This is a genomic window from Mesotoga infera (genome assembly GCF_900157305.1).
GTDB lineage: Bacteria > Thermotogota > Thermotogae > Petrotogales > Kosmotogaceae > Mesotoga > Mesotoga infera.
On the sequence record NZ_LS974202.1, the window covers coordinates 145997 to 171464 of the forward strand.

General features: G+C 47.7%; 25 protein-coding genes and 1 tRNA gene. 13 read left to right on the top strand and 13 right to left on the bottom strand.

Annotated features, from left to right (window positions below; all coding sequences use genetic code 11):
* Positions 1–2: 2 nt before the first annotated feature.
* Complete coding sequence (locus MESINF_RS00630) at positions 3–1496, bottom strand: sugar ABC transporter ATP-binding protein (protein ID WP_169698041.1); 1494 nt, start codon at positions 1494–1496, stop codon at positions 3–5.
* A 78-nt stretch (positions 1497–1574) separates the two neighbouring features.
* The gene (locus MESINF_RS00635; RefSeq protein ID WP_169698042.1) at positions 1575–2582 is read right to left on the bottom strand and encodes a sugar ABC transporter substrate-binding protein; all 1008 of its coding nucleotides are present in this window, start codon (positions 2580–2582) and stop codon (positions 1575–1577) included.
* A 599-nt stretch (positions 2583–3181) separates the two neighbouring features.
* Between MESINF_RS00635 and MESINF_RS13750 the strand changes: the two genes are divergently transcribed.
* The gene (locus tag MESINF_RS13750) at positions 3182–3364 is read left to right on the top strand and encodes a hypothetical protein (protein WP_169698043.1); all 183 of its coding nucleotides are present in this window, start codon (positions 3182–3184) and stop codon (positions 3362–3364) included.
* Positions 3365–3920: 556 nt separating this feature from the next.
* Here MESINF_RS13750 and MESINF_RS00645 read toward each other — a convergent pair.
* Positions 3921–3995: transfer RNA gene (locus MESINF_RS00645), tRNA-Glu, on the bottom strand.
* Between the two features lie 387 nt (positions 3996–4382).
* On the opposite strand from MESINF_RS00645, the gene MESINF_RS00650 reads away from it, so the two are divergent.
* Complete coding sequence (locus tag MESINF_RS00650; RefSeq protein WP_169698044.1) at positions 4383–5609, top strand: DUF5050 domain-containing protein; 1227 nt, start codon at positions 4383–4385, stop codon at positions 5607–5609.
* A 43-nt stretch (positions 5610–5652) separates the two neighbouring features.
* Positions 5653–6453, top strand: a complete 801-nt coding sequence (locus MESINF_RS00655) for an alpha/beta hydrolase (protein WP_408631265.1) — start codon at positions 5653–5655, stop codon at positions 6451–6453.
* Here MESINF_RS00655 and ribF read toward each other — a convergent pair.
* The 3 genes from ribF to rbfA are packed head-to-tail and all read right to left on the bottom strand — an operon-like array spanning position 6439 to position 8612.
* Entirely contained in the window at positions 6439–7326 is an 888-nt protein-coding gene (ribF, locus tag MESINF_RS00660) for a riboflavin biosynthesis protein RibF (protein WP_169698046.1), read from the bottom strand. The genes MESINF_RS00655 and ribF overlap by 15 nt on opposite strands.
* 1 nt (position 7327) lies before the next feature.
* Positions 7328–8257 carry a tRNA pseudouridine(55) synthase TruB gene (truB, locus tag MESINF_RS00665; RefSeq protein WP_169698047.1) on the bottom strand — a complete coding sequence of 310 codons (930 nt, stop codon included), beginning with the start codon at positions 8255–8257 and terminating at the stop codon, positions 7328–7330.
* Positions 8241–8612 carry a 30S ribosome-binding factor RbfA gene (gene rbfA, locus MESINF_RS00670; RefSeq protein WP_169698048.1) on the bottom strand — a complete coding sequence of 124 codons (372 nt, stop codon included), beginning with the start codon at positions 8610–8612 and terminating at the stop codon, positions 8241–8243. Before rbfA ends, truB begins: the two co-directional genes overlap by 17 nt.
* 149 nt (positions 8613–8761) lie before the next feature.
* Here rbfA and MESINF_RS00675 point away from each other — a divergent pair, with 149 nt between their 5' ends.
* Positions 8762–9451, top strand: coding sequence for an N-acetylmuramoyl-L-alanine amidase family protein (locus tag MESINF_RS00675; protein WP_408631261.1), 690 nt, complete (start codon positions 8762–8764; stop codon positions 9449–9451).
* Positions 9452–9463: 12 nt separating this feature from the next.
* On the opposite strand, the gene MESINF_RS00680 is transcribed toward MESINF_RS00675, so the two are convergent.
* From MESINF_RS00680 to tdh, 7 genes are all read right to left on the bottom strand, one after another.
* Positions 9464–10207 carry an amino acid ABC transporter ATP-binding protein gene (locus tag MESINF_RS00680; protein WP_169698049.1) on the bottom strand — a complete coding sequence of 248 codons (744 nt, stop codon included), beginning with the start codon at positions 10205–10207 and terminating at the stop codon, positions 9464–9466.
* Positions 10204–10938: an amino acid ABC transporter permease gene (locus tag MESINF_RS00685; protein ID WP_169698050.1), complete on the bottom strand. Its 735-nt coding sequence runs from the start codon at positions 10936–10938 to the stop codon at positions 10204–10206. The genes MESINF_RS00680 and MESINF_RS00685 overlap by 4 nt, the downstream gene beginning before the upstream one ends.
* Before the next feature lie 10 nt (positions 10939–10948).
* Complete coding sequence (locus tag MESINF_RS00690) at positions 10949–11716, bottom strand: transporter substrate-binding domain-containing protein (protein WP_169698051.1); 768 nt, start codon at positions 11714–11716, stop codon at positions 10949–10951.
* 243 nt (positions 11717–11959) lie between these two features.
* Positions 11960–13954, bottom strand: a complete 1995-nt coding sequence (gene uvrB / locus MESINF_RS00695; RefSeq protein WP_169698052.1) for an excinuclease ABC subunit UvrB — start codon at positions 13952–13954, stop codon at positions 11960–11962.
* 102 nt (positions 13955–14056) lie between these two features.
* Positions 14057–15016: a calcium/sodium antiporter gene (locus MESINF_RS00700; RefSeq protein WP_169698053.1), complete on the bottom strand. Its 960-nt coding sequence runs from the start codon at positions 15014–15016 to the stop codon at positions 14057–14059.
* A gap of 80 nt (positions 15017–15096) precedes the next feature.
* Positions 15097–16281 carry a glycine C-acetyltransferase gene (locus MESINF_RS00705; protein ID WP_169698054.1) on the bottom strand — a complete coding sequence of 395 codons (1185 nt, stop codon included), beginning with the start codon at positions 16279–16281 and terminating at the stop codon, positions 15097–15099.
* A 28-nt stretch (positions 16282–16309) separates the two neighbouring features.
* A complete protein-coding gene (tdh, locus tag MESINF_RS00710; RefSeq protein WP_169700730.1) occupies positions 16310–17341 on the bottom strand; it encodes an L-threonine 3-dehydrogenase in 1032 nt (343 codons plus the stop codon).
* A 712-nt stretch (positions 17342–18053) separates the two neighbouring features.
* Between tdh and MESINF_RS00715 the strand changes: the two genes are divergently transcribed.
* The 9 genes from MESINF_RS00715 to MESINF_RS00755 all read left to right on the top strand — a co-directional run bounded on the left by MESINF_RS00715 (position 18054) and on the right by MESINF_RS00755 (position 25450).
* Positions 18054–19181, top strand: a complete 1128-nt coding sequence (locus tag MESINF_RS00715) for an ABC transporter substrate-binding protein (RefSeq protein ID WP_169698055.1) — start codon at positions 18054–18056, stop codon at positions 19179–19181.
* A 101-nt stretch (positions 19182–19282) separates the two neighbouring features.
* A complete protein-coding gene (locus tag MESINF_RS00720; protein ID WP_169698056.1) occupies positions 19283–20170 on the top strand; it encodes a branched-chain amino acid ABC transporter permease in 888 nt (295 codons plus the stop codon).
* A gap of 5 nt (positions 20171–20175) precedes the next feature.
* A complete protein-coding gene (locus tag MESINF_RS00725; protein WP_169698057.1) occupies positions 20176–21213 on the top strand; it encodes a branched-chain amino acid ABC transporter permease in 1038 nt (345 codons plus the stop codon).
* A complete protein-coding gene (locus MESINF_RS00730) occupies positions 21210–21983 on the top strand; it encodes an ABC transporter ATP-binding protein (RefSeq protein WP_169698058.1) in 774 nt (257 codons plus the stop codon). Before MESINF_RS00725 ends, MESINF_RS00730 begins: the two co-directional genes overlap by 4 nt.
* Positions 21976–22680 carry an ABC transporter ATP-binding protein gene (locus tag MESINF_RS00735; protein ID WP_169698059.1) on the top strand — a complete coding sequence of 235 codons (705 nt, stop codon included), beginning with the start codon at positions 21976–21978 and terminating at the stop codon, positions 22678–22680. The genes MESINF_RS00730 and MESINF_RS00735 overlap by 8 nt, the downstream gene beginning before the upstream one ends.
* A gap of 521 nt (positions 22681–23201) precedes the next feature.
* Positions 23202–23429, top strand: coding sequence for a hypothetical protein (locus tag MESINF_RS00740; protein ID WP_169698060.1), 228 nt, complete (start codon positions 23202–23204; stop codon positions 23427–23429).
* Positions 23381–24775, top strand: a complete 1395-nt coding sequence (locus tag MESINF_RS00745; protein WP_169698061.1) for a M14 family metallopeptidase — start codon at positions 23381–23383, stop codon at positions 24773–24775. The genes MESINF_RS00740 and MESINF_RS00745 overlap by 49 nt, the downstream gene beginning before the upstream one ends.
* A gap of 26 nt (positions 24776–24801) precedes the next feature.
* The gene (locus MESINF_RS00750; protein WP_169698062.1) at positions 24802–25083 is read left to right on the top strand and encodes a hypothetical protein; all 282 of its coding nucleotides are present in this window, start codon (positions 24802–24804) and stop codon (positions 25081–25083) included.
* A 94-nt stretch (positions 25084–25177) separates the two neighbouring features.
* A complete protein-coding gene (locus MESINF_RS00755) occupies positions 25178–25450 on the top strand; it encodes a hypothetical protein (protein ID WP_169698063.1) in 273 nt (90 codons plus the stop codon).
* The last annotated feature ends 18 nt before the right edge of the window (positions 25451–25468 follow it).

Sequence of the window (25468 nt, forward strand, 5' to 3'; positions counted from 1 at the left end):
CTTCATTGTACTCCTATGAAGTGCTTGATAAGATCCTCTTCCTTTATCCCTGTATTGTCAAGTATCTCCACGAGCCGGCCATAGCGCATGACACCGATCCTGTCGCTCATCGAAAGAAGTTCTGGCATGTCGGAAGAGATCATGATGATACTCTTCCCCTTTTTTGCCAGTTCAGTCATCAACTCGTAAATCTGCTCTTTGGCGCCAATATCTACTCCTTTGGTTGGTTCGTCAAAGATATAGACTAACGAGTCGTCGATCAGCCAGCGTCCAATGATTATTTTTTGCTGGTTTCCGCCAGAGAGCTCCTCAATTGTTTGCGATTCGTCTTGAACGGCCACCGATAGATTGTTGACGATTTCGTTCGTTAGATTTCTCTCCTCACGTTTTTTTAGCAAAAAACCCCTGAAATTCTCGCTGTGGACTAGCGATGAATTTTCGACGATATCACGACCGTTTAACATAGCCAATTTTTTGCGGTCTTCGGTTATCAGCGCGATCCCCTTTCTAATGGCATCTCCGGGTGATTTGATTCTTAGTTTTCTTCCATTTAAAACCACTTCGCCTCTGTCTGGTCTATCGGCACCGAAGATCAGAGATACCAGTTCACTGCGGCCCGAGCCAACTAGACCACCCAGTCCGAATATCTCACCACGCTTTACAGACAAACTCACGTCTTCAACAGTGCCAGCTTTGCAAAAACCTCTTATCTCGAGCTGAGTATCTCCTATTTCGGCGGAGTCTCTTTTATAGAAAAGCGAAGCATCGCGACCGACCATCTTTCTTATGACTTCATCGACCTTTATATCGACAACGTTATAGGTCCCCATATCCACACCATCTTTGAGGATCGTTACACGGTCTCCTATATCGAAGATCTCCTCGAGATAGTGGGAGATATATATTATCCCGATCCCCCTCCGTCTAAGGTTTCTGACGATGTCCATCAAAGCCTGAGTCTCATCTATCCCAAGTGAGCTGGTCGGTTCATCCATAATCAGCACTTTTGAGTCCCTGTAAAGGGCTTTGACGATCTGGAGCATCTGTTTCTGTGAAGCAGATAACTCTTCCACCAGAGCGTCCACCGGTAAGTTCATCTTCAGGGCGTCGATGATCTCCTTTACTCTTTTTTCCTGACCGCGGCTGTCAACGATCAGTGGAAACTTACCGGACTTTTCGTCGCCAAGAAATACGTTATCGGCCACCGTGAGAGAATCTACGAGCTCGGCGTCCTGATATATTGTTGAGATACCAAGTTCTATCGACTGTCTGGGGTTGAGAGAACCGACGGCTTTTCCACAAATAAATATCTGCCCTGCTTCTGGAGAAATAGCGCCCGAAAGAATCTTTATAAGAGTCGATTTTCCGGCTCCGTTTTCACCGACCAGACAGTGTACCTCGCCTTCCATAAGGTTGAAAGAGACGCTATCCAGCGCTCTGTGATGTCCGTATATCTTTACCAGGTTATCCATTTTAACGAGTTCTTTTCGCTCCATGATATTCTCTTCCCCTCACAAAAGAATAAACAAAATGGGGATGAAGGTCTGTCCCTCCATCCCCATAATATCTCACTTTCAATAGAGAGAATTGTATTGCGGGAAGTATTCTCTAGTCAGTTCGATCCAGACGGGATCGATATCCCATGGAACAACCTTCGTTTTGTCGTCGATTGTTTCAGGCGTTATCGGGGTGTTCGGTAGTAGGATCTGTTGATCGTGCTCTTTTATCAAGCCCTGCGTGTACGCGTGTAGCGCGAGGAAGGAAACGAACCCTTCCCAACCGGGTGAAGTGGAGATCGAGTACATTATGCTACCTTCCTTTATCAGTTCAATACCATAAGGGGCACCGTTGGTGGTTATGACCTTGATCGGATTGTTGAGCAGACCTCTCGTCTTGAGCATTCTGACTATGGCTGCGGCCATCTCCTCATTGAAGCTGAAGAGTATGGAGAAATCGTAACCAGACTCTATCAAGTCCTGGGCCTGATCTACGGCAACGGTCGGGGTGTACTTTCCGTCTCTTATAGCCACAATAGTGTTTACGCCCAGCTTTTTGACTTCCGGTTCAAAAGTACTGCGGAACATCTGGACCGGGACATGTTCGAAGAGCCCCATTATGCAGGCTATCTTCTCTCCCGGGTAGTTCTTGGCGATGTAGTTGGCAACGTTAATACCCATACCCTCCCAGTCGAAATCGATACAGGCCACTATATCGTGTTCGGACTGGAGAACCTGTCCAACGTTGTCGGTTACAACCAGCGGAATCCCGGCCATACCGGCCTCTCTAGCGGCTATAAAAGCGCCATTCGGATTGAAAGAAAAGACGCACATTCCATCAACGCCCATGTTGACAAGAGTGTTGATATTGGCGATCTCCTTCTCAGTATCGTAGTCGGAGTTCAGCACAACAACTTCGACGCCGACCAGACTCGCCGCGTACTGGAAGCCCTCAACATCTTTTCGGTACCATGTATCCGGACCGGGTGTCACATATCCATAGGTGAGTTTGGCATAAAGCGTGGTCCCACCCAGGAAGACCATGATCAGCATTGCCAGAATTACGGGAACTCTGACTTTCTTCACAACGATTACCTCCTTTTAATGATCTGCAGGAAACAAAAAGATGGAACAATACTCCTGCTGAGATATTTCTGCACTTGTAAGAATTATACCAACTTGTCAGTCAGATACGTTCGCCTGCCCGATGACTCTTTATTGTCTTGTCAGGTATCTATGGCTTTTCAGGAACCTTCATTTGTAATATCCTGAGATTCTCTGGTCGTTGCTCCGAAATTCTATATCTAATTGTTTTCCGCAATCAAAAATAATATATATCGTTATTACAGGTTCTCAACTCTCCTTTCGACAGCTCTTTAAGAAAGACTAATAAAAAAACCTGTCTTCGTGCAGAGTGATGCAACGACTAGTATGAACGGCGATAGATTCCAGACGGATACTATTCCCGATAAATACGATGCCCCGAGATTGAGAATCGGTATGGAAAGAAGACCGTTATCGTTCCCCTCTTCAAAGAAAAGCCAGTAGATCTATATTATAAGCGGTTCACTCAATGGAATAATGTAGACGACTCTCCACTGTGCTGAGGAGACATGCCAGCTCTGCCGTTCCGTCGAACCTGACACCAGTATCCGGCTAATGTTTGGTCCGCCGACTTCCTCGAGTTGTACCTGAGAGGTAGAAAGCTCAGAATCCTTATTGTGATTGACAATTTCTCAAGGCTCGTCGTTGGAACACTGGTAGATTTCTTCATCCCCGCATCCAGAGTGTTGCCGGTCATTGAAAAGTCAATAGCCCTCTATTCAAGACCGAGAATCTTCAGAACTGACAATGCTCCGAGTTCATAGAGGGGAGATTGAACAGGTTCCTCTCCAATGCCAGGATAAGGCATGAGTTCATAGAGAAGGACAAGTCACAACAGAATGGCTTCAGCGAGTCATTCAATGCCAGATTCGGGGATGGATGCCTTAGAATGCTCGATCTCAACCTCTTATACTTGTCTCACTTTTGGGAGTATATTACATGCTCTGGTCTTTACTACTCGAACAGGTCAGAATTGACTTCCATCTCCTCGATTCCTGTTTCCGATTCCCTTCTCTTCTTCCTTTCTATTAGCTGTTACATACACGCATTCGTGAGATCCGTAGTCTCATTTGGCTGTAAAAAATGGGCTATCAAGGAAATTTTTGCATCGCTTTCCTGGTGGAGAGATAGGTAATGTGATACGTGGTAAAGTTGCATCATTCATTTTAAATAAAGCACTCTAAAGTGGGTAGCGTTTGGACAAATCAATGACTGTATTTTGCCTCGCAAATACTCGATTGAGCTGTGCGTTCACCTTAAAAAAATCTCCCTTTCGGGAGATTTTACAACAAAATTTTAGAGAAAAAAGCGATTTAACCCTGGCAGCCCCACGGGGAATCGAACCCCGACCTTCGGACTGAGAATCCGGTGGACTAGCCGTTATCCTATGGGGCCAGACGAAAATAATAATATCATGGGCTCTGGCTTTTGTAAAGCACCCGATTCGGCATGCAATAGATCTATCACAGGATCAGTGGATTTCCGTCTCGACTAACGTAAAAAATATGCAAAGAGCAATCCCTGATCTTGCCCGACTCTACTGAAGAGGGATCAAATATGTAAACAACTGCAGATGTTCGACGATCAATATAGATCCAGATTCTTTTACTTCGATACACAACGGTGGCAGAAGGGGTTAGTATTACTATAATAGCGTAAAAGCTACGAGTATAACCGTAATTTAGCGCCGGGATTGATCTATGTTATCAACATCGGACCCACCGTGCTGCCTGTCGGGTTTGCTAAACCCCACGGTGACTGTAGGCAAAGGAGATGGCGGGTATGAAGATGACTTTTCTGCCCAGTTCGCGTTTGGGCAAGTGGGGTTTTGCTCTGAGTATTTCTTTCGTGATTCTGATTTCTCTCCAGATAAGATTCTCGATAATACCGGTCCCGGTCTTTGCAACGGTATCTCTGGGAGTTGCGGGATTTGTAGCAGCTATTGTAGCTTTTATAAGGAAGGACAGGTCGATCGGGATATTAATCTCTATCGTAATCGGGGCGGTTATTCTCTTCGTGTTTGGATCTATATTGCTCGACTCGACGGATTTTTTCAAAGGGTTCCAAGTAGTAAAAGACTACTCGCAACGAACTGAAGGAAGCGACATGTCGGGAGACGGGATGAATCTGGGAGAGATTTCCCAATCGGGCGATCAGATCTATATGGTAGTTAAGAATAGACTGTATAGAGTGAATTCCGACTGGACCGGACGGACGAAAGTGACCGATTTCCTGGTCAGCTCCATATTCATTTCAGACGAATGGATATACTTCACTGACGATCCCGACATAAGCAACCTGTACAGAATGAAAAAGGACGGGAGCGAAAGAACGAAACTTAGCGAAGACAACGTAGCGCAGTACTGTGTTTCAGGTGACATGGTCCTCTACAGTACAAAGAAGAGTTTGGCTGAGTTCAACGAGATCAAGAAGAAAGCTATGACGTCTGTAGATCTTCTACTGGAAAGCGAGGCAGGAACCATCAACAAAATGAAAACCGACGGATCGGAAAAAATAACCCTTTGTAAAGTCTCGCTGGAGCCCTGGAAAATAGAGATTCACGGTGAATGGATATACTACGAAGATTATGGCAAACTATATAAAATAAAAATCGATGGAACCGAACGTGCCATGATCTCGGGAAAGGGCCGGTTCGGATATGTTACCGATACATGGCTCTACTTCATAGCCCTCAGGGACACAGGAACAGACGCCTATTACAATCTCGACGTTGTCAGAATGAAAATCGACGGCAGTGAAAGAAGCACTCTTGCCTCGCTGGACAAAGTCTACTTTTTTACTTTAGACGAAGGCTGGTTATATTTCGTTTTCAAATCAGAGAAGGGACTTCACAGAATGAGACCGGATGGAACTGAGATGCAGAAACTGAACAACATAAATATCTGGGCTCTAGACGGTGTGTCGGGTAACTGGATGTATATTTCCGACTATTCGGGAGCACGCTACCGCGTGAAACTCGATAGCTCGGTGGGAACCAGAATTAACTGATATGAAGAGTACCCTCCGCAGATATATAATCTACTTCGAGGGGGTGTGTGCTTTGTTCATAAGGAAGTGGACCGCTTTAGATGCAAGGGCTAATTTGATAATCTGTCACGGGATAGGCGAACATTCCGGCAGATACGACGCTTTCGCCTTTTTCCTGACATCCAGGGGCTTCAACGTCTTCTCGACAGACCTTCCAGGGCATGGGTTGCACCATGGTCAACGAGGTTACGTAGATTCTTTCGATGATCTTAAGAATGCCGTGGTCGATCTGGCGACGGCCGTGAGAAAGGAAAGGGATGAATTGCCTCTTTTCCTCTTCGGGCACAGTATGGGCGGTCTTATCGGTTCAAGGGTGATCGAGGAAAGCCCCAATATCTTCAGGGCTGCCGTTTTGAGTTCGCCTCATCTCTACTCCGCGAAAGAGTCTGTGAAGAAGCTTCTTCCAGTAGTCAAGCTCGTCAAGAAACTGGCGCCGAAGATCACGTTCAGTAGCTCATCCAGGTTTGAACCTTCCGATCTCTCTCACAACAAGCTTGCGGTACAGCGGTATATAGACGATCCTTATGTTCATGACAGAGTTTCTCCCAATCTTTTTCTCGGAATGGAGGAGAATATTGAGATGGCCTTTTCGGAAGCGGAAAGGATCACGATACCGACTATGATAGTTATCGGAAGCGACGACAGGGTTATTGATCCCTCCGGTGCCAGGAAGTTCTATGAAGTGTTGAGATCGGAGAAGCGGTTTCTCGAGATAGCCGGAGGAATGCACGAAATGTTCGCAGATGAAGAGAGAAAGGACACTCTTTTCGAGGGAGTGGTCTCTTTCTTCTCAGAGTTCCTCTGAGTGGAGCTCAAGCCAGCGCCGTGCGATCTTTTCATCGTGCTTTATCTGTTCTATGAGCAACTGAAGGCCGTCGAACTTAAGTTCGGGTCTTATGAATTCCAGAAACTCTATCTCGATATTTTTATCGTAGAGGTCTCCGTAAAAATCGAAGTAATAGACTTCGTATTTCACCTCTTCAGTAACTTGCACGGTCGGTCTGAACCCTACGTTTAGCAGACCGAAAAGTTCTTTGCCTTCTATGTTCGATTTTACGATGTAAACCCCCGATTTCGGAGTTACCAGGCGTTCTTCTCCACGCGTGATATTGGCCGTAGGAAAGCCCATCTTGGAGCCGAGCTGCTGGTCACGATATACTCTTCCTCTTATCGAGTATCTTTTACCTAGTAGCGCGTTGGCCTGACGTATTTCACCTTTCGCCAGAGCTTCACGTATCCAGCTGCTGCTTATCCTCCGACCATCCAGCATACAGTCGGGAACAGTATCTACGAAAAAACCCATTTCACTTGCCATCTCTTCAAGCAGCGCAGTGTTCCCCTTCGCACCGTTTCCAAAGGTGAAATCTCTGCCCACAACGATGCCGTTCACTCCCTGCTCGATCAGACCGGTAACGAACTCGCGGGGCTCCAGGTGCTTTATCTCGGCCATGTTGGCCGTGATCACTTTATGGATCCCGGTCGAAAGAATCAATTCGATCCTTTGGGATACCGGGTAGATTATACCCGGGAAGTTCGGAAAGTAATATGCCCAAGGATAAATTATGGAAATAGCCGAACTTCTGACACCGAGTCTCTCTGCCAGTTCGACCGTTCTTTTCATTATTCGACGGTGACCGAGGTGAACGCCGTCGAAGTTTCCGATGCAGGTCACACACATATCATGCCCCGAGTACCTTTTCGAGTTTTGCAACCCTCTCCCAGGACTCTTCTCTCTGTAGTGTCTTCACAAAGGATGACGTTCTTTCCGATCTGGCAACGGCGAGTAGTTTTTCGTCATTTCCCAGTATCCTTATTATCTCGTCTTTGACGAAGCTTCCAAGTATCCCTACGACGTTTCTGGCATGGACCTGGCCACCGAGAAGTACTCTCTGACTTTCCTGCTCGTTGAGGAGAAGCCCGGGCATGAAGTCGATAGCCTCTTCCAGAGTGATTATGGACAGATCTGAAACCTCCCCGAGCTGACTTGAAGAGTCCAACGAGAAAGGTCCCTGGGCTGTTCTCCTGAGATAGGTAGTTGTAGCGCCACAACCAAGGCGGTATCCAATATCCATTACCAGAGATCTTATGTACGTTCCCTTTGAAACCCTCGTTTTGAAGGAGATTTTCCGCCCTTCGAAGGAGATCTCATCTATCGAATAGATCTGTACGCGACTGGGCGGGAGATTGATTATATTGCCCTCTCTAGCGAGTTTGTACAGGCGTTCTCCGTTATGTTTTTTTGCCGAGTAAGCCGGCGGCGTCTGCAGTTGTTTACCAATGAAAGATTTGAGAACCCCCGATATTTCCTCAAGCGAAAGGGCCGGCACCTCTCTTTCCTCGACGAGTTTGCCTGTGAGATCGAAGGTATCGGTTATCCTACCTAGCTCCAGCTCGGCTCTATAGGTTTTATCCATGTTCAGGAAGTATTCCAGTACCCTAGTTCCCTTACCTATGCCCACTATGATAAGTCCGCTGGCAAATGGATCGAGTGTACCCGAATGACCTACTTTCTTCGTCTGAAATTTACTACGAAGCACATTCACTACATCGTGGGAGGTCATGTTACAAGGTTTGTCTACGAGTATTATTCCGTCAGTTGTCTTCTGCATCTTGCTTTTCATTCTCTATCTGTTGAAGCAGCCGAGCCACTCTGAGAGTGGCCTCTATGCCGATATCCTCTTTGAAACGTATCTCGGGAGCTTTGAACAACCTTATATTTTTGGCGATCGCCGTTCTGAAAATACCCTTGTCTTCGTTCAATCTGTCAACGAGCATCTTTTTCTTCTCTTCTTCGCCCATTGAGCTTATGTAGATCACCGCATATCTCTTGTCTTTGCTCAGCTCGACTCTGACTATCGAAACCATTCCGACCGAAGGATCGTGACCGGCGTAAGATGAAAGAGCCTCCGTGAGAACTTTCTTGATCTCCGATTCCAGCATTTCTCTCCTGTGGCTGCTCGACATAGCTCTCACCTCCTGATCAATTATAACCCACCACTGCGGGAGTTTGTGGAAGAGCAGCTTTTAGCCTTGTAAGTATATTGACCACCGCCTGAAGCTCACAGTAGAAAACTATATAATAGAAGTAGCTTATAGCGAACGGAGTGGATGTATTGAAAAGAAAGATGATTATGATTATAGCTTTGCTGTTGCTGGCTTCGCTCTTAACTGCTTTCACGATATGTATAGACCCGGGTCACCAGGAGAAAGCCAATCTCTCGCAAGAACAGATAGCGCCAGGATCGAAAGAGACCAAGGCTAAGGTCTCGATTGGAACCAAGGGTGTCAGCACAGGGATACCCGAGTATGTTTTCAATCTGGAGCTCTCTTTCATTCTGAGAGACAGGTTACAGGAAGAGGGCTTCAACGTATTTATGACAAGGGAGAGACACGATGTCGATATTAGCAACATAGAAAGGGCAGAGTTCGCCAACTCCATGGCTGCCGATCTGTGTATAAGGATTCATGCTAATTACAGTTCGGATCCTTCGCTGAAGGGAACGATGCTCCTGATACCCTCCTCGACAGCTACCTATACCGCACCCATTTATGAAGAGAGCAGGAGGGCCGCCGAGAAGATCATGGCCAGTCTCCGGGAAATAGAGGGGATAACCTCGCTCGGAATAAGGGTTAGAGAAGATATGACCGGTTTCAACTGGTCAAAGGTCCCCGTTCTGATTTTTGAGGCCGGGTTCATGTCCAATCCGGAAGAAGACGTGTTACTGGCCAGTCAGGATTACCGCGAGGCACTGGTCGAAGCTATCGTCTCGGGAGTTGTGGATTACTTTCTGAGCCGTCGATGATCGATCTGTGGTTCAAACGATAGACGAGAGATCGGTCAGGAAGTCTCTGATCTCGCTGCTGGCCGATTCGAAGAACTCCTGAGGATTCGTGTCTTTCAATATTGAGCCGCCTTTCATGAATAAAACCCTTGTGGCTATATTCCTTGCGAAATCGATTTCGTGGGTGACTATAACCATTGTTCTCCCTTCAGACGAGAGCCGTTTTATGACTCTCATAACTTCCCCAACGAGCGAGGGATCTAGTGCCGAAGTAGGTTCGTCCAGCAATACAATATCTGGCTCCATCACAAAGGCCCTGGCAATCCCGACCCGCTGTTGCTGACCACCAGACAGCTGTGAAGGAAAGCTGGCAGCCTTGTCTTCCAGACCTACCTGAGAGAGTTGCTTCAGGGCGATTTCTCTGGCCTCCCTCCACTTTTTGCCCAGTACTTTTACGAGGGGGAGCGCAACGTTGTCTATCACTCTCAGGTGACTGACGAGATTGAATCTTTGGAAGACGAATCCCACTTTTGCCCTGAAGAATCTGATAGATTTCCTGTCGCTCTTCACGGTCGAGCCTTTGAAGAGTATATCGCCGTCGTCGGGAGTGATGAGATGGTTTATGCACCTCAGCAGCGTAGTTTTTCCAGCCCCCGAAGGACCGAGAATTGCGATAACATCTCCCTGCTTCACATCGAAGGAGACTCTCTTGAGAACAGAAAGGCTGTCGAAGGATTTTGAAATTCCTCTCACGCTGAGAATTTTATTTTCTGTCATGGTATCACCATCTTCCTTTCGAGAGCTCTGCCGACGAATGACAGAGTCGATGTTATAAGCAAGTAGCAAAGGGCTAAAGCGATGTAGGATTCAAAAACGGCCAGAGTCTGTGTGCCGACCTGCCTGGCCCTCATTGTGAGATCTCCGAGGGCTATTACTGAAACTAGCGAACTGTCTTTAACGAGGCTAACCAGTTGCCCGATAAGGGGAGGAATAGATATCTTGAAGGCTTGAGGAAAGATGATCGAGAACATTATCTGTCGCCTGTACAGTCCCATAGCCTCGCCAGCCTCGATTTCCCCGGCTGGCACCGCTTCGATACCGGCTCTGAATATCTCTCCCACATAAGCGCCCTCAAAGAGAGAGAGAGAAACCACTCCCGCCCAGAAACGGTCGATATTTATCGCCGATCCAAAGCCGTAGTAAACGAGCAAAATGATCACAAGGAGCGGCATATTTCTGAAGAACCACACGTACATGGTACCTGCATCTTTTAAAAACACCGAATGTGAAGTTCTCGCCAGCGACACGACTATTCCGACCACGATAGCGAAACCGAGAGCGATTACACTCAACTCCAGAGTTGTGACAAGCCCATCCAGGAACAACTTGTAGTATCTGGGCAGCACTTTCCAGTTGAATGGATATACCTGTGAAACTGAAAAGTAGGAGAACCAAATCAGTCCGGCCACAAACAACCCCAGCGTTATACGTGAAACCGCTCTCTTCATCTTTCTAACCTCAGAATTCCGGTGCGTATTCCACGAACCAGTACTGTTCGAGTTCTGTTATCTTTCCAGTTGTCTTCAGCCACTGTATGAATGTGTTCAGCCACTGGAGAGTCTCAAAATCACCTTTTGGAATGGCTACACCCAGATCTTCCATAGATAACAGTTCATCGGTGACATCGAGCTGTTCGTACTTCTTGGCTACGAACCTCGCGTAGATCGAATCGAAGATCATAGCATCTGCCCTACCAGAGGCGACCTGAAAACCAGCTTCATCGGTTGTCTCGAAGGTGAATATCTGTGCTTTGGTCAACAATCTGTTGGCGGCTTCCGCACCAGTCGTGCCGAGCTGAACGGCTATCTTGGTTTGGCTGGTGTTAATATCTTCCAATTTTGGCGGTGTGGGGAACTTTTTCGTGTTGTAGAGAATTGCCTGTCCCACAGTTAGATAGGGATCACTGAAGTTGACTTTCAGGGCCCTTTCAGGGGTGATGGTCATTCCAGACCATATGATATCGAATTTGTTGGACATCAGCGCAGGAATGATACCGTCCCAATTAACTATAACAAACTCAAGTTTAACACCGAGAATGGAAGCCATTTCCTTGAGTATCTCCACTTCCAGCCCTATTCTGTCTCCATCGGGATCCGTACCGTAGAGGGGCATATAACCTGCATCCTGTCCCACCCTTAAAACTCCTCTGCTCCTTATGTCCTCCAGCAAACTTGAGAACGCGAGACTCACAACGACCAGAAAAACTACCAGCATAACTTTCCTCATAACAACACCTCCAAATAAAAAACCGGGCTTAAAGCCCGGTCGGTTATCTTTTTATGAGAGCACGACTAAACGGTGCCGCCTCCCACTACCGGGCGCCACAGTTTATGATGATGAAGAGCGGATGATTCTGTTTTTAAGGTCACAGTGTATTCGTACATCGCTTCACCTTTCGTCGTGTTTTCGTTGAAACGATACTAACAGCATACGGTATCGTGTGTCAAGTTACGTTTCTCTGAACTAAAGTTATTTCTTTTTCAGGCGATACATCTCGTCTCTTATTACAGCGGCATCTTCGAATCGTAGCTCTCCGGCCGCCCTTATCATTTCTTCGTTGAGGAGCGCCATGTAATCTTCTGTATCGAGGCTCTCTTTTAGTGCGAAGACTCCCTCTATGTAAGTCGTTCTGGCCTTGTCTTCTCTGTCTTTGTCGAGGTTTTCTCCGGCGAACTCTTCGAAGATGTTTCTGTAAAGGGGTTTGACGATGCTTTCAGGGGTGATTCCATGCTCCTTGTTGTAAATGAGCTGCTTGAGTCTTCTCCTGTTCGTCTCGTTTATGGCCCTTTGCATCGAACCGGTCATGGTGTCGGCGTAGAGAACCACCTGGCCGTTTATGTTTCTGGCAGCCCTTCCTATGGTCTGTACCAGGGTGATTTCCGATCTTAGGAAGCCCTCCTTGTCGGCATCCATTATCGCCACGAGGGAGACTTCCGGCAGATCCAGTCCCTCTCTGAGGAGATTGACCCCCACCACGACATCGATCGTGCCCTCGCGCAGCTTTCTCAAAACCTCGACTCTCTCGATGGCGTCGAGCTCAGAGTGGAGATACTCAGACTTTATACCGACTTCGTTCAGATAGTCAGAGAGCATTTCGGCGGCCTTCTTGGTAAGAACAGTAACGAGCGCTCTTTCGTTCCGTTTCTTCACGGGCTTCATCCTGGCTATGAAATCATCTACCTGGCTTTCGGTAGGATGCACGATCACTTCGGGATCGACCAGACCTGTGGGTCTTATCACCTGATCGACGACCTGCCTGGAGAGTCCCAGTTCATACTCGGAAGGAGTGGCAGATACGAAAACTATCTGGCCGACCGTCTCGAGGAACTCTTCGAACTTCAGCGGTCTGTTGTCGAAGGCGGCGGGCAGTCTAAAACCATAATCGACGAGATTCTTTTTTCTCGAGAAATCGCCCCTGTACATGGCCCTGATCTGCGGCACTCCTATGTGGGACTCGTCTATGAAAGTTATGAACTTCTCCCTGTCGAAGTAGTCAAGCAATGTATAGGGTTTTTCGCCTTTCCTTCTGCCGTCGAAGAAGCGGGCGTAATTCTCGATCCCCGAGCAATAACCAACACTGGAGAGCATCTCCATGTCGTATGTGGTTCGCTGTCGTAGGCGCTGGGCCTCCAGATATTTTCCCTCACTTTCCAGTTCCTTAACGCGCTCTTCAAGCTCCTCCTCGATACTCCTCATCGCACCGAGGATCTTGTCCTGGGTCGTCACGAACTCTTTGGCTGGGTATATAGTGACCATATCAAGCTCGTCCACCACCTTGCGGTTGAGCGGTTCGAAAGTCACTATGCGCTCTATCTCGTCGTCGAAGAAGTAGATCCTTATGCCGAAATCCTCGTAGGGCGGGAAGATTTCGAAGATCTCCCCTTTTACGTGGAAAACCCCTCCGGCCGAGAGGTCTTCCGATCGGTTGTACTGTATGTTTGCCAGTCTTATGGCCAGTTCATTCCTGTTGAATCTAGAGCCTCTCTGGATGTGTATGTTCATCGTCGCGAAATCTTTAGGATCTCCGCTGGCGTAGATGGCTGAAACACTTGCCAGAACGACCGTGTCGTTGCGTGTCAGTACCGACTTCAGGGTAGATACGCGCATCCTCTCCAGCGTTTCGTTTATCTCGGCCTCTTTCTCGATGTACATATCCTTCGAAGGTATATACGATTCAGGCATGTAGTAATCGTAGTAACTTATAAACAGCTCGACCTTGTTGGTGGGAAAAAACGTTTTGAACTCCCTGTATAGTTGTGCGACTAGAGTCTTATTAGGAGAGATCACTATCGCAGGACGCTGGAGGTTCGAAATTACGTTGGCCATGGTGAAGGTCTTGCCAGAGCCAGTTACCCCCAGAAGGGTTTGAAACCTGTCTCCTCTTGAAAGTCCCTCCGTGAGCTTTTCTATGGCTTGCGGCTGATCACCCTGAGGTTTATAAGTCGAATCGAGTTCGAACTTCAATCGAAATGCCCCCTTTCAATTTCAGAACTGGCAGGCAAAGTACACTTGCGAAGTCGTTGCAGTATAATATTATATACCATTCGTTATCGATTATCTATACTTTTAACCCGCGATCGCATTTAGCACGAGATAAACTGTGTAAAGCATAATAAGAAGTAAGCCAGAGAATTTGCTAAGCACTCTCTTTCTCATAACCAACAAGAAAAGGGCAATAGAAAGGCCAAAATTGAAAGCAATGTCCAGCGTAAACTGGCGGTCCGCTTTAAGCGGAGAAGCCAAAGTAGAGGCACCGAGTACGAAAAGAGTGTTGAAAATGTTCGAACCTATCACATTGCCCATTGCCAGATCTTTTTTGTCTTTTCTTCCGGCCACCAGTGAGGTCACTAATTCCGGCAAAGATGTGCCGATAGCGACTATGGTCACACCGATCAGCATATCGCTCACACCGAAGGACCGGGCGATGTGTGAACCGGCATCGACAACCAGATCGCCTCCGACTAAAACGGCTGCCAAACCGCCAACTGTGGCTATCCAGGCCAATTTTATATCTTTACGTAAGCTCATAGTGTCTTTCTTTTCCTGAATTTGTACTGCCTGGCTTATCGCTCTATCCTGTCTGGCCATCACGAATATGTACATCATAAAGATCACGAAAAAGGAAAGCAAGACTATCCCGTCGCTCCTACCAAGTGTGAAATCTCTTCCGAAAAACATGGCACCCGATGCGGTCGATATGATTATGATGAAGGGAACTTCGTAATACATAGTTGAGTTTGAGACTTTCAAAGGACTTATCAGAGCCGCAGCTCCGAGAATGAGGGCAATGTTTGCTATATTCGAACCAAGTACGTTTCCTATGGCTATTCCCGAGCCTTTCAGCGCAGCTTGAAAACTTACTGCCAGCTCTGGAGCGCTCGTTCCGAAGGCAACTATCGTGAGTCCTATGAACAACTCGGAAAGTCCGAAACGTTTAGCTATGGCTACAGCTCCTTCTATAAGATAATCTGCCCCCTTTATCAGTAGAAGGAAACCGCTTCCGAGTAGAACCAGAGTCCATATCAACTTTCATACCTCCCGACAAAACAGCGGCTTCAAGCCGCTGTATTGTTTATTATAATCGGAATATTGCTAAATGGAAGTGCTTATTTTATTACACCAAGTTCTTTGCCTATCATCTCAAACTTCGAGATGGCAAAGTCGAGATCCTTTCTAGAATGGGCCGCACTTATCATTATTCTCAATCTCGCCTTTCCCCTCGGCACCGTCGGGAAACCTATCGAGCTGGCAAAGATTCCCTCTTCGAAGAGTCGCTTCGAAAAACTCGATGAGAGCTTTGCGTCGTAGAGCATCACCGGGGTGATCGGGGTTTCGCTGTGTCCCGTATCGAAACCGAGAGACTTCAGTCTCTCTTTGAAGTATTCGGCGTTGTTCCATAGCGTTTTAACGAGTTCGTCCGATGATGAGAGTTTTCGTACCGCCGCTATGGCGGCCGCGGTTTCGGCCGGAGATAGGGAAGAACTGAACAGGAAGGGGCGTGCCTTTTGCTTCAGATAATCTATAAGTGCTTTTTTGCCCGCGATGAAGCCGCCAACGAGACCGAAAGCCTTGGAAAGAGTTCCAACTTCGATATCCACCTTCCCGTGGAGATGGAAGTGATCCACGATGCCTCGTCCATTGCTTCCTAACACACCTTCGCCGTGCGCATCGTCCACCATCACTATTGCTCCGTACTTTTCGGCCTTTTCAACTATCTCAGGCAGTGGTGCCAGGTCACCGTCCATTGAGAAAACGCCATCGGTGATGATAAGCATTCTTCTGGCACCATCGGCCTTGGCCGCTTTTAGTTGTTCTTCGAGATCGGCGACGTCCTTGTGCTTCCAGACATATCTCTTGGCTTTCGTCAATCTGACGCCGTCAATAATACTTGCGTGATTCAGTTCGTCCGAGAGAATCGCATCTTCTTCGGAGACTATAGGGCCTATCACAGCCTGGTTGGCATTGAAACCCGACTGCACAACCAGTGTCGCCTCCACTTTCTTGAACTGTGCCAGTTCCCTCTCGAGTTCGTTGTGGAGGTCAAGAGTACCCGCGATGGACCTAACGGCGCCCGGACCCACACCCCACTTTTTTATACCTTCTATCGCAGCCTGTTTCAACTCTTCGTCGAAGCAAAGTCCCAGGTAGTTGTTGGAACACATGTTGAGCACTTTTCTGCCATCCACGTTCAGCCAGGCGCCCTGCGGAGACTCGAGAGTTCGAATTTTCACCAACAGTCCCTTTTCTTCTAGTTCTCTCATTTCGTCTTTCAAAACATCGAAATCGAACATTTACCACACCTCCCGTTTCAACGCCGGTTTAGAACTGGAGTATTACCTTGCCGGAGAGCCCTTTTTCCATCAGGCCGAAACCTTCCTCGAAACGCTCGGCAGGGAACGTATGAGTCACAACCGGCGAAAGATCCACCCTTTTGCTTTTAAGAAGCTGATCCGCTATCCGCCAGGTATCGAACATCTTTCTGCCGGTTATTCCGTACATGGTTAACCCTTTGAACGTGAAAAGATTGTTTATATCGAAGGCCAAATCTCCGGGAAATACTCCCAGCAGTGACACTATTCCACCGTTGGTGACGCTGTCGAGGCCCTGTTTTATGGCGATGACGCTTCCCGACATCTCAAGAAGAACATCGGCTCCATCACCATTGGTCAAGGATCTCACTCTGGCTGGCATGTCTTCCTCGAGTGGATCGATTACGACATCGGCACCCATCTTTTTTGCCAGATTTTTTCTGAAATCCTTCACTTCACTCACCATAACACAGGCGGCCCCAGATGCTTTCGCCACGGCCACGGCCATTGCTCCTATGGGGCCGGCTCCGGTTATGAGAACGTTTTTACCGGTTAGATCGGTTACCAGGGCCGTATGTATTGCGTTGCCGAACGGTTCCATTATCGAGGCGTACTCCAATGGGATCGATGGATCGACTTTCCAGAGAACTATCTCTGGAACCAGAACATATTCTGCAAAGACTCCATCTCGATGAACGCCGAGTATCTCCATATCTCTGCAAATATGCATTTTACCCGTCTTGCACTGAAGACATTTCTGACAGGGGATATGTGTTTCGGCAACCACCGAATCTCCTACGGCGACTGTCGTGACATTGTCGCCGACCTTTATTACCTCTCCAGTGAATTCGTGGCCGTCTATCTGTGGAGGGCGGATCCTTTTCTGGGACCATTCATCCCATTTGTAGATGTGAAGATCGGTACCACATATCGAAGCGCGTTTGACCTTTACCAGAACATCGTGTGGGCCAGGTTCCCCCGGTACGGGAACTCTCTTCAGTGTCAGTCCTGGACCCGGTTTTTCTTTTACAATCGCGATCATAGTTTCCGATTCCAACGCAATTTCCCTCCTTCTTATCGTTAGCCGCTATACTTCAATTGTAAGTTAAACGTCAAAATTAATAAACCTTGCCACCGGGCATCTACGGACCACTGTGAATGCTTATGGCTTTTCAGTTGTTCAACACTCGCTGTATCGTATCGTGCAACTCACAATGAGTTTCAGTTATCCAACAGGTAACTGCAGATCGCCTGAGTATCGAGTTATAGTTATTAAAGATTGTGAGGTTCTTTCATGCGCTATCACTAAAAGCATACTCCTCAATAATCGATCCTACAAAATTCGTACGCTTAACATTTATTTCCTCCCGCTCACTTATTCTTCGTTTTCCTTACGATTTTACTGTATAATCATTCCTGATCGCTTGTATAGATTCAAAATGGTGATTTTCCAGGAGAGATTCTAGAATGCCAAAGTGGTATCATGATAATGGATTTCCAAGTGATTACCACATCGGATGGCTTATTTGGTTGATTCAAATTGAAAATTTAGTAACTTGTGAACTTGGAATCTGAAGTAACTGTCTTATGAAATGTCGCCAGGTGTTTATTACTTCTTGACCGAAAGTCTCTTATATTTATTTTGCACGGTTGTCCGTTAATGCTTACGACTGTGTCTATGAGTACCATCTATTTAGTGGGGTAATTTCAGCCTTAGATGATCGTAGACGATCACAATTGTGGAGGTGAGGTAAGTGAAGAGGATTCTCGTTCTGGCAGTTGTTCTGCTGTTAGGTTTCGTGTTGTTCGCAGTTGAGCCAATCGTCATTGGTGTTTTCGAACCTATGACAGGTCCTTACGCAGCCGGTGGCCAGCTTACAATGGAAGGTATTACCCTTGCAGCCGAGCAAGTGACGGAAGTCCTCGGCCGTCCGGTACAACTGGTTTTGGTCGACAACAAGAGTGAGAAAGTCGAAGCTTCCAACGCAGTTTCCAGACTGATTCAGTTCAACAAGGCATCGGTAATTATCGGGAGTTACGGAAGCGCCGTGGCAATACCAGGTAGCGAAGTGGCCAACGCCGCAGGAGTCCCGATGATCGGATGTTCACCAACCAACCCGCTCGTGACAGTTGGCAAGCCCTACGTTTTCAGAGTCTGCTTCATCGACCCATTCCAGGGAAGCGTTATGGCAAAATTCGCTATCGAAGAATTGGGAGCGAAAACAGCTGTTATTATTCAGGACATCGCTTCCGACTATTCGGTGGGGCTTTCGCACTACTTCCAGAACTCCTTCAAGAGCCTTACGGGAAACAACAAAGCGATTAGCGGCGTCATCTCTTACCAGACCGGTGACCAGGATTTCACAGCGCAGCTTGCATACGCTCAGGGAAAGAACCCCGACGTAATCTTCATCCCGGCCGCATCTTATGGTGAGGCTGCCCTGATAATCAAGCAGGCACGCGAACTCGGGATTAAGGCGCAGTTCCTCGGTGGAGACACCTGGGAAGTGCCGGAGTTTCTTCAGGTCGGCGGAGCCGCCGTTGAAGGAAGTTACTTCAGCACTCACTTCGACGTCGCTGTCGCACCGACTCCGAAGGCTGCCACATTCATCGAAGCCTTCAAGGCGAAGTACGGTGTTGAGCCAAGCGCGTTCGCGGCACTGGGATACGATGCTTTCATGCTGGCTATAGATGCGATAGTAAGGGCTAACTCCGCAGTTCCTGAAGATATCAAGAATGCCCTCAGTGCAACGGTGAATTTCGAAGGCGTTACCGGCTATATAACAATCGACGAAAATGGAGACGCCGTAAAGGACGCAATAGTCAGGAAAGTTGAAAACGGTGCATTCAAATTTGTCAGTGTTGTCAAGCCTGCCCAATAATCTCCAGAAGGCAGTAGTTATATTGTAGCAGCATAGGTATTGGACGCAGGCCTATGCCTGCGTCTTTACTGAATTGTAGTTAAAGCAAAGGCGGTGGCAGGATGAGCCCTGATGTATTTTTGCAGCACCTTGTTAACGGGATTTCTTTGGGCTTCATATTCGGACTTATAGCCATTGGATACACTCTTGTCTATGGAGTGGTCAAGCTTGTAAATTTTGCACACGGCGACGTGTTCATGATGGCTACGTTCTTCGTTTTCTACGGTTTTACTTTGTTTATGATGCCTTGGTGGCTTGCTGTTATTTTTGGAGTAGCTGTAACGATATTGCTTGGAGTTGGTATTGAAAGGGTAGCCTATAGACCTCTCAGGGACGCGCCGAGGATATCCTCTCTCTGTGCGGCCATAGGCATGTCGTTTTTGATTCAAAACATTGCTGTTGTTGTATTCGGGGGAAGACAAAAATCCTTCTATGTGCCTCCTTCACTAACTACCACTTTTGTAATCGGAGGTGTAAGGATTCAGGCGATCACGATAGCCACAATAGTAGTTTCCGTAATTGTGCTTCTGCTGCTTACTTTCCTTATAAAGCGTACAAAGATGGGACTGGCCATGAGGGCTCTTTCGGTCGATTTCGATACGGCAAAATTGATGGGTATAAATGTAAATAGAACGATCGCGTTCACATTTGCTATCGGTTCGGCACTTGCGGCCCTTAGCGCTATACTCTGGGCACTCAGATATCCTCAGATATGGCCCTTCATGGGTGTCTTCCCGGGATGGAGAGCCTTTACCGCAGCGATAATCGGAGGTATAGGAAGCATCGTTGGTGCTCTGTTCGGTGGATTCATGCTGGGCATGGTAACGATCCTGCTCGTGGCATTTTTCCCGGAAGCGGCAGGTTACAGGGACGCGATAATATTCGTCCTCCTGGTTGTAATTTTGCTCGTTAAGCCGACCGGCCTTTTTGGCGAGAAGAAAAGTAGGTGACTGTCATGGATCGCAGAATGAAGTTAATCCTAACAATAGTGAGTCTTCTGGTCTTCATTTTGTTGCTCTGGCTCGCCGAAAACTATATGGATCCTTTTATCAAAAGGATCATGAATGTGGCGGCTATTTATGTAATTCTGGGTGTCAGTCTTAACTTGATAAATGGTTTCACGGGTCAGTTCTCTCTCGGGCATGCAGGTTTTATGGCTCTGGGAGCTTATGCCTCTGCCTTACTTTATATGTCTCCGGCGCTTAAGGCAACCAATTTTTTTATTGAGCCGCTCATCTGGCCACTAAGCGAGATACAGATCCCCTTCTTCTTTGCGTTATTAGTTGGAGGAGCCATCGCGGCGGTTGCAGGATTTGCCGTCGGCGCACCGTGTCTCAGAGTGGGGGGAGATTATCTGGCGATCGTTACCTACGGATTTGCCGAGATAATCCGTGTAATACTCAACAATCTTCAAAATATCACCAATGGACCGCTTGGTTTGAAAGGGCTCCCGACTTACACTAATCTATATTGGAGCTGGGGCTGGGCCTTATTCACGATTTTCTTTATAAAGAAGCTTGTCGATAGCAGTTATGGAAGGGCTCTGAAATCGATAAGGGAGGACGAGGTTGCGGCCGAAGCGATGGGAGTCAATCTCTTCAAACATAAAACACTGGCTTTCGTTATCGGGGCGTTTTTTGCAGGCATAGGCGGAGGGTTGTTGGGAAGTCTTCTCATGACGATCGACCCGAACTCTTTCAACATCTCTCTGACTTTCCAGATAGTCATGATCGTGCTGCTGGGAGGTCTGGGAAGCATAACGGGCAGTGTTGTGATGGGTGTATCGATCGCCTTCCTGATGGAGTTCTTGAGGTTTGTTGAGTCGCCGATGACCATATTCGGCCTGACGATACCCGGAATTTCTGGCATGAGAATGTTGATATTCGCCCTCATATTGGTTATCACCGTCATATTCTTCAGGCGAGGTCTCTTTGGACAGAAGGAGTTTTCCTGGGACTGGATCTTCAGATCAAAAAGGAGGAATGCAGAATGAGTCTGCTTAAACTTGAACACGTGACGAAGAGATTTGGCGGGCTCACGGCAGTCTCGGACTTCAACCTTGATCTGCAGGAAGGTGAACTCGTAGGTCTCATAGGACCGAACGGAGCGGGGAAGACCACGATATTCAACCTCATAACAAACACTTATCTGGTGAGTGAGGGAAAGATAATCCTTGGTGGCAAAGATATAACGGGAATGAAGACCGACAAGATAACTGCAGAGGGTATAGCGAGAACTTTTCAAAATATACGTCTCTTTAGTGAACTTACAGCGTTCGACAATGTGAGAACGGCCTGTCACCTGCGTCTTAAATCTTCAGTACTGTCCGCCGTTTTCGGATTGCCCGGCTACAGAAAAGAGGAAAAAGAGATAGACGACAAAGCCATGGCCCTGCTGAAAACACTGGATCTGGAGAAGTACAAGAACGATCTTGCCGGTTCGCTTCCCTACGGGCTACAGAGAAAGCTCGAAATATCCAGAGCCCTCGCAACCAACCCGAAAGTATTGCTGCTGGACGAGCCAGCCGCGGGAATGAACCCGGAAGAGACTCTGGCACTGGCGGCCCTCATATTGAGGATAAGAAAGGAATTCAATTTAACGGTTCTGTTGATAGAACACGATATGAGTCTTGTGATGACCATTTGCGAGAGGATAATAGTTCTCGATCACGGCGTAACTATCGCGCACGGGCTTCCTAAAGAGATTCAAAATAATCCTGAAGTTATCACAGCTTACCTTGGAACGGGTGATTTGTATGCTTAAAGTCACAAACTTGAACGTTTACTATGGAGGGATCCACGCCTTGAAGGGCATTTCATTCAACGTTGATCAGGGAAAGATCGTTGCCCTTATAGGAGCCAATGGAGCCGGGAAGTCCACCACTTTGAGGAGCATATGCGGCCTCAAAAAAGTCAGAGAAGGAGAAATAATCTTCAAATCTGAGAATATAACTGGCAAATCGACGAACGAAATTGTGAAATCCGGAATGACTCTCGTTCCGGAAGGAAGAAGGATCTTTCCAAACCTTACAGTTACTGAAAACCTTATGCTTGGAGCTTTCTTGAGGAACGATAGTGACGAAATAGCAAAGGATCTAGAGTGGGTAAACACGCTTTTTCCAAGGTTGAAAGAGAGAAAGGATCAAAAAGGTGGCACTCTTTCGGGCGGTGAACAGCAGATGCTGGCGATAGGAAGGGCTCTCATGTCCAGACCGGACCTGCTCATGCTCGACGAACCCTCTCTTGGGCTTGCGCCAGTACTGGTCGGCGAGGTCTTCAAGGTCATTCGAAAGGTACACCAGGAGGGCAAAACCATCCTCTTGATAGAGCAGAACGCTTTGGGAGCACTTAAATTGGCGGATTACGCTTATGTACTTGAAACCGGGAGAATTGTTCTTGAAGGAAAGGGCGAGGAATTATTGAATAACGAACAGGTAAAGAAATCTTACCTGGGCGGTTAGTTTTGTCCGGAGAGATATTCTTCGGAAGTTAAACACCTGGCGAATTTTAAGTAAAGCTAAAAATCTTTATCGAGTTACCTGATTCACTTTGGAGATCGGCGCAGAATCCTAGTTTGTCGAGAGCGTTTGTGTCGCCTATAAAGACTTACGTGAATTCTGTGCCAGTGCTACGGAGAGCTTGCGCATCTTCTAGTAAAGTCTTGCCAAATCTGGGCACTTTTCGGTTTCCCGATCTTCTTACAGCTATCCTTTAGCCTTCGAGCATATCGGTTATCGATTGCTCATCCGTAAGGGTCTCTTATGTCTTGAATGTGATATGTCCATGATCCATGCGTGCGACGGAAGTTTTCAAAGGTCTTCTGTCCGGTAAAAACATGAAGCGGCTGATGGTCACTTCGGAAGATCCACTTTTCAAAGAGGGTGGTTGTTCCAAAGACAGACTGAGAGATATGGTGGAAGTGTTCGACAGGGAAAGTTTCCAGAAAGACTTTTTTGTTAGTTAACCAAGGAGGTGGACCATCGTGAGATCTAAGCTTTTGTTAATTGTGGCTCTCGTTGTGCTGTGCGTTTCCGCACTGGCAGTAACTTATCCGACTTTCGACTGGACCGCGAAAGCCGACGAAGTTACCGCTGCAAGACTGATGCGCGATTTCCCGGTCGATTATCCAGAAACACATCCACTCGTAGAAGGCGTTTTCGATTGGGCGCATTATACTTCACGTATGAAGAAGCCGTTTACTGGTGTCTGAAATGGGCCGAAGATTATCCCGACCTGGTTGATGTATACACAGTCGGAGAGTCTTTCCTGGGCATCCCCATCTACCAGATAACGATCACCAACAAAGCAACCGGTAAGGACACCGACAAGCCCGCGATGTTTGTATCAGGTAACAGGCACTCAGGTGAAGTCACGGCAAGAACTGCAGCTTTGCTTTTCGCGTACGATCTGATAAATGGCTACGGCAATGATGAAGAAATCACCTATCTGGTCGACAACTTCACGTATTACGTACGTCCGACGGAGAACCCAGATGGTGGTCAGCTCTATCTTACGACACCCTACACCAACAGATCAACCGTTCGCCCTCAGGACAACGACGGAGACGGCAAGTTCGATGAAGACCCCGGAGAAGACCTTAACGGAGACGGCTTCATCAGACAGATGAGGATCTACGTTGGAGAGGGCAAGGGCAACTACATAATCGACCCGATTGATCCCGGCGGCAGAATAATGACAAGTGTTGGGACAGGTAAGGGAGATTACCTAGTCCAGAGCGAAGGCTGGGACTGGGATGGCGACGGCAGAACTGCCGAAGACGGACCTGGCGGGCTCGATCTTCACAGAAACTACCCTGAGAACTGGAGACCGATGGCCGAAGCCACAGGCAGAGGTTACACACAGGGTGGAGCCGGCGAGTACCCGCTTTCCGAAACTGAAATGAGAGCTATGTTCCTGTGGATGGTAACCCATCCGAATATCTCGATAGTTCAGTCGATGGATACTTCCGTTCCGATGCACCTGAGACCACCGTCAACCAGCAGAACAGACGAATCCATGTACTACACCGACAACGACTACTACTTGAAGTTCGATGCCGATGGAGTCAAGGAGTCGGGTTACGTATGGGCCGGAGACGTGTTCTGGACCTACAGCAACAGAAACAGAATACTTCAGGGCACCGCTAGAGCCGGAAGCCCGCTCTTCGGACACAGTCCAGACTATGGTTACTTCCAGTTTGGCGCCATATGGTACGGAGATGAACTGTGGGGCAACAGGTACGACTACATATTCGATTACAACAAAGACGGCGCCGTTGATACCTGGGACTGGCTCTGGATAAAGGACAACGTAAAGGGAATGGAGAGAGCGTACTTCCTCCCCTGGACGCCTGCAGAGCACCCCGAATACGGCACGGTCGAGGCCGGTGGAACAAACCCGAAGTTCTGGTCGCAGAACCCGCCTGCTGGAATGTACCTGGAGCTGGCAGTAGAGGCTGAGAACAGGTTCAACTTCATGCTTGCCAAGTCACTTCCGAAACTCGAATTCACAGAGATCAACGTCAAGGCCAACGCAGACGGTTCGAGGACGATATAACCAACAACGGATTCCTCCCCGACGCGTTGAAGCAGGCATGGCTAGTCAAGATGGTGAGACAGTCGACGGCCAGAATAACACTGGATGGTCTCAAGCTGGCTTCCGGAGAGAGTGCAACCAAGACCATCGGCTTCTTTGCCGGTGCGCTTCCTGAGAATCCTCTCGACAGACCGTTCACCGACATTGATTCGCCGACCTGGGAAACATCCAAGACGGTATCCTGGACGGTCACTGGTACGGGAACTGCAACGATCACGTTCTCTTCTACCAGAGGCGGAGTCATCACCACGACCGTTGATCTGAAGTAAGCCGTACTGTCGGTAATACAGTTTTTTGAATCAACTCAGGGTGCCCTCCGGATTCCGGAGGACACCCTTTTTCCCCTTCGGTACGTGAGGTTTGATGATAATATACAAAGGTCTTGCTCTGGCTCGCTCTAAAGCAAGTTACGAAGATATAGGAAGGATAAGGGCCGGCGAATTGTACGAGACGTCTTTCAGCACCGGGAAGATTTTCGATAGAATTATCGAAGAGTATCTCGAAATTTTCGGTGTTGAGAGCTACATGATTATCGACAGCTTTGTGGTTCAGGGAAATCACGATTCTTTCAACGTCTATACTATTGACTTTGCAGAATGCTATGTTGTTGGTATTTTGATGACGTTGGCTTTCTGAGATAATTAACGATGGAGA

Excerpts from the sequence above, each read along its gene's own strand:
- MESINF_RS00630 (WP_169698041.1), bottom strand. The coding sequence starts at position 1,496 with ATGGAGCGAAAAGAACTCGTTAAAATGGATAACCTGGTAAAGATATAC.
- MESINF_RS00650 (WP_169698044.1), top strand. The coding sequence starts at position 4,383 with ATGAAGATGACTTTTCTGCCCAGTTCGCGTTTGGGCAAGTGGGGTTTT.
- ribF (WP_169698046.1), bottom strand. The coding sequence starts at position 7,326 with ATGTGTGTGACCTGCATCGGAAACTTCGACGGCGTTCACCTCGGTCAC.
- truB (WP_169698047.1), bottom strand. The coding sequence starts at position 8,257 with ATGCAGAAGACAACTGACGGAATAATACTCGTAGACAAACCTTGTAAC.
- rbfA (WP_169698048.1), bottom strand. The coding sequence starts at position 8,612 with ATGTCGAGCAGCCACAGGAGAGAAATGCTGGAATCGGAGATCAAGAAA.
- MESINF_RS00680 (WP_169698049.1), bottom strand. The coding sequence starts at position 10,207 with ATGACAGAAAATAAAATTCTCAGCGTGAGAGGAATTTCAAAATCCTTC.
- MESINF_RS00685 (WP_169698050.1), bottom strand. The coding sequence starts at position 10,938 with ATGAAGAGAGCGGTTTCACGTATAACGCTGGGGTTGTTTGTGGCCGGA.
- MESINF_RS00690 (WP_169698051.1), bottom strand. The coding sequence starts at position 11,716 with ATGAGGAAAGTTATGCTGGTAGTTTTTCTGGTCGTTGTGAGTCTCGCG.
- MESINF_RS00705 (WP_169698054.1), bottom strand. The coding sequence starts at position 16,281 with ATGTTCGATTTCGATGTTTTGAAAGACGAAATGAGAGAACTAGAAGAA.
- tdh (WP_169700730.1), bottom strand. The coding sequence starts at position 17,341 with ATGATCGCGATTGTAAAAGAAAAACCGGGTCCAGGACTGACACTGAAG.
- MESINF_RS00720 (WP_169698056.1), top strand. The coding sequence starts at position 19,283 with ATGAGCCCTGATGTATTTTTGCAGCACCTTGTTAACGGGATTTCTTTG.
- MESINF_RS00725 (WP_169698057.1), top strand. The coding sequence starts at position 20,176 with ATGGATCGCAGAATGAAGTTAATCCTAACAATAGTGAGTCTTCTGGTC.
- MESINF_RS00730 (WP_169698058.1), top strand. The coding sequence starts at position 21,210 with ATGAGTCTGCTTAAACTTGAACACGTGACGAAGAGATTTGGCGGGCTC.
- MESINF_RS00735 (WP_169698059.1), top strand. The coding sequence starts at position 21,976 with ATGCTTAAAGTCACAAACTTGAACGTTTACTATGGAGGGATCCACGCC.
- MESINF_RS00755 (WP_169698063.1), top strand. The coding sequence starts at position 25,178 with ATGATAATATACAAAGGTCTTGCTCTGGCTCGCTCTAAAGCAAGTTAC.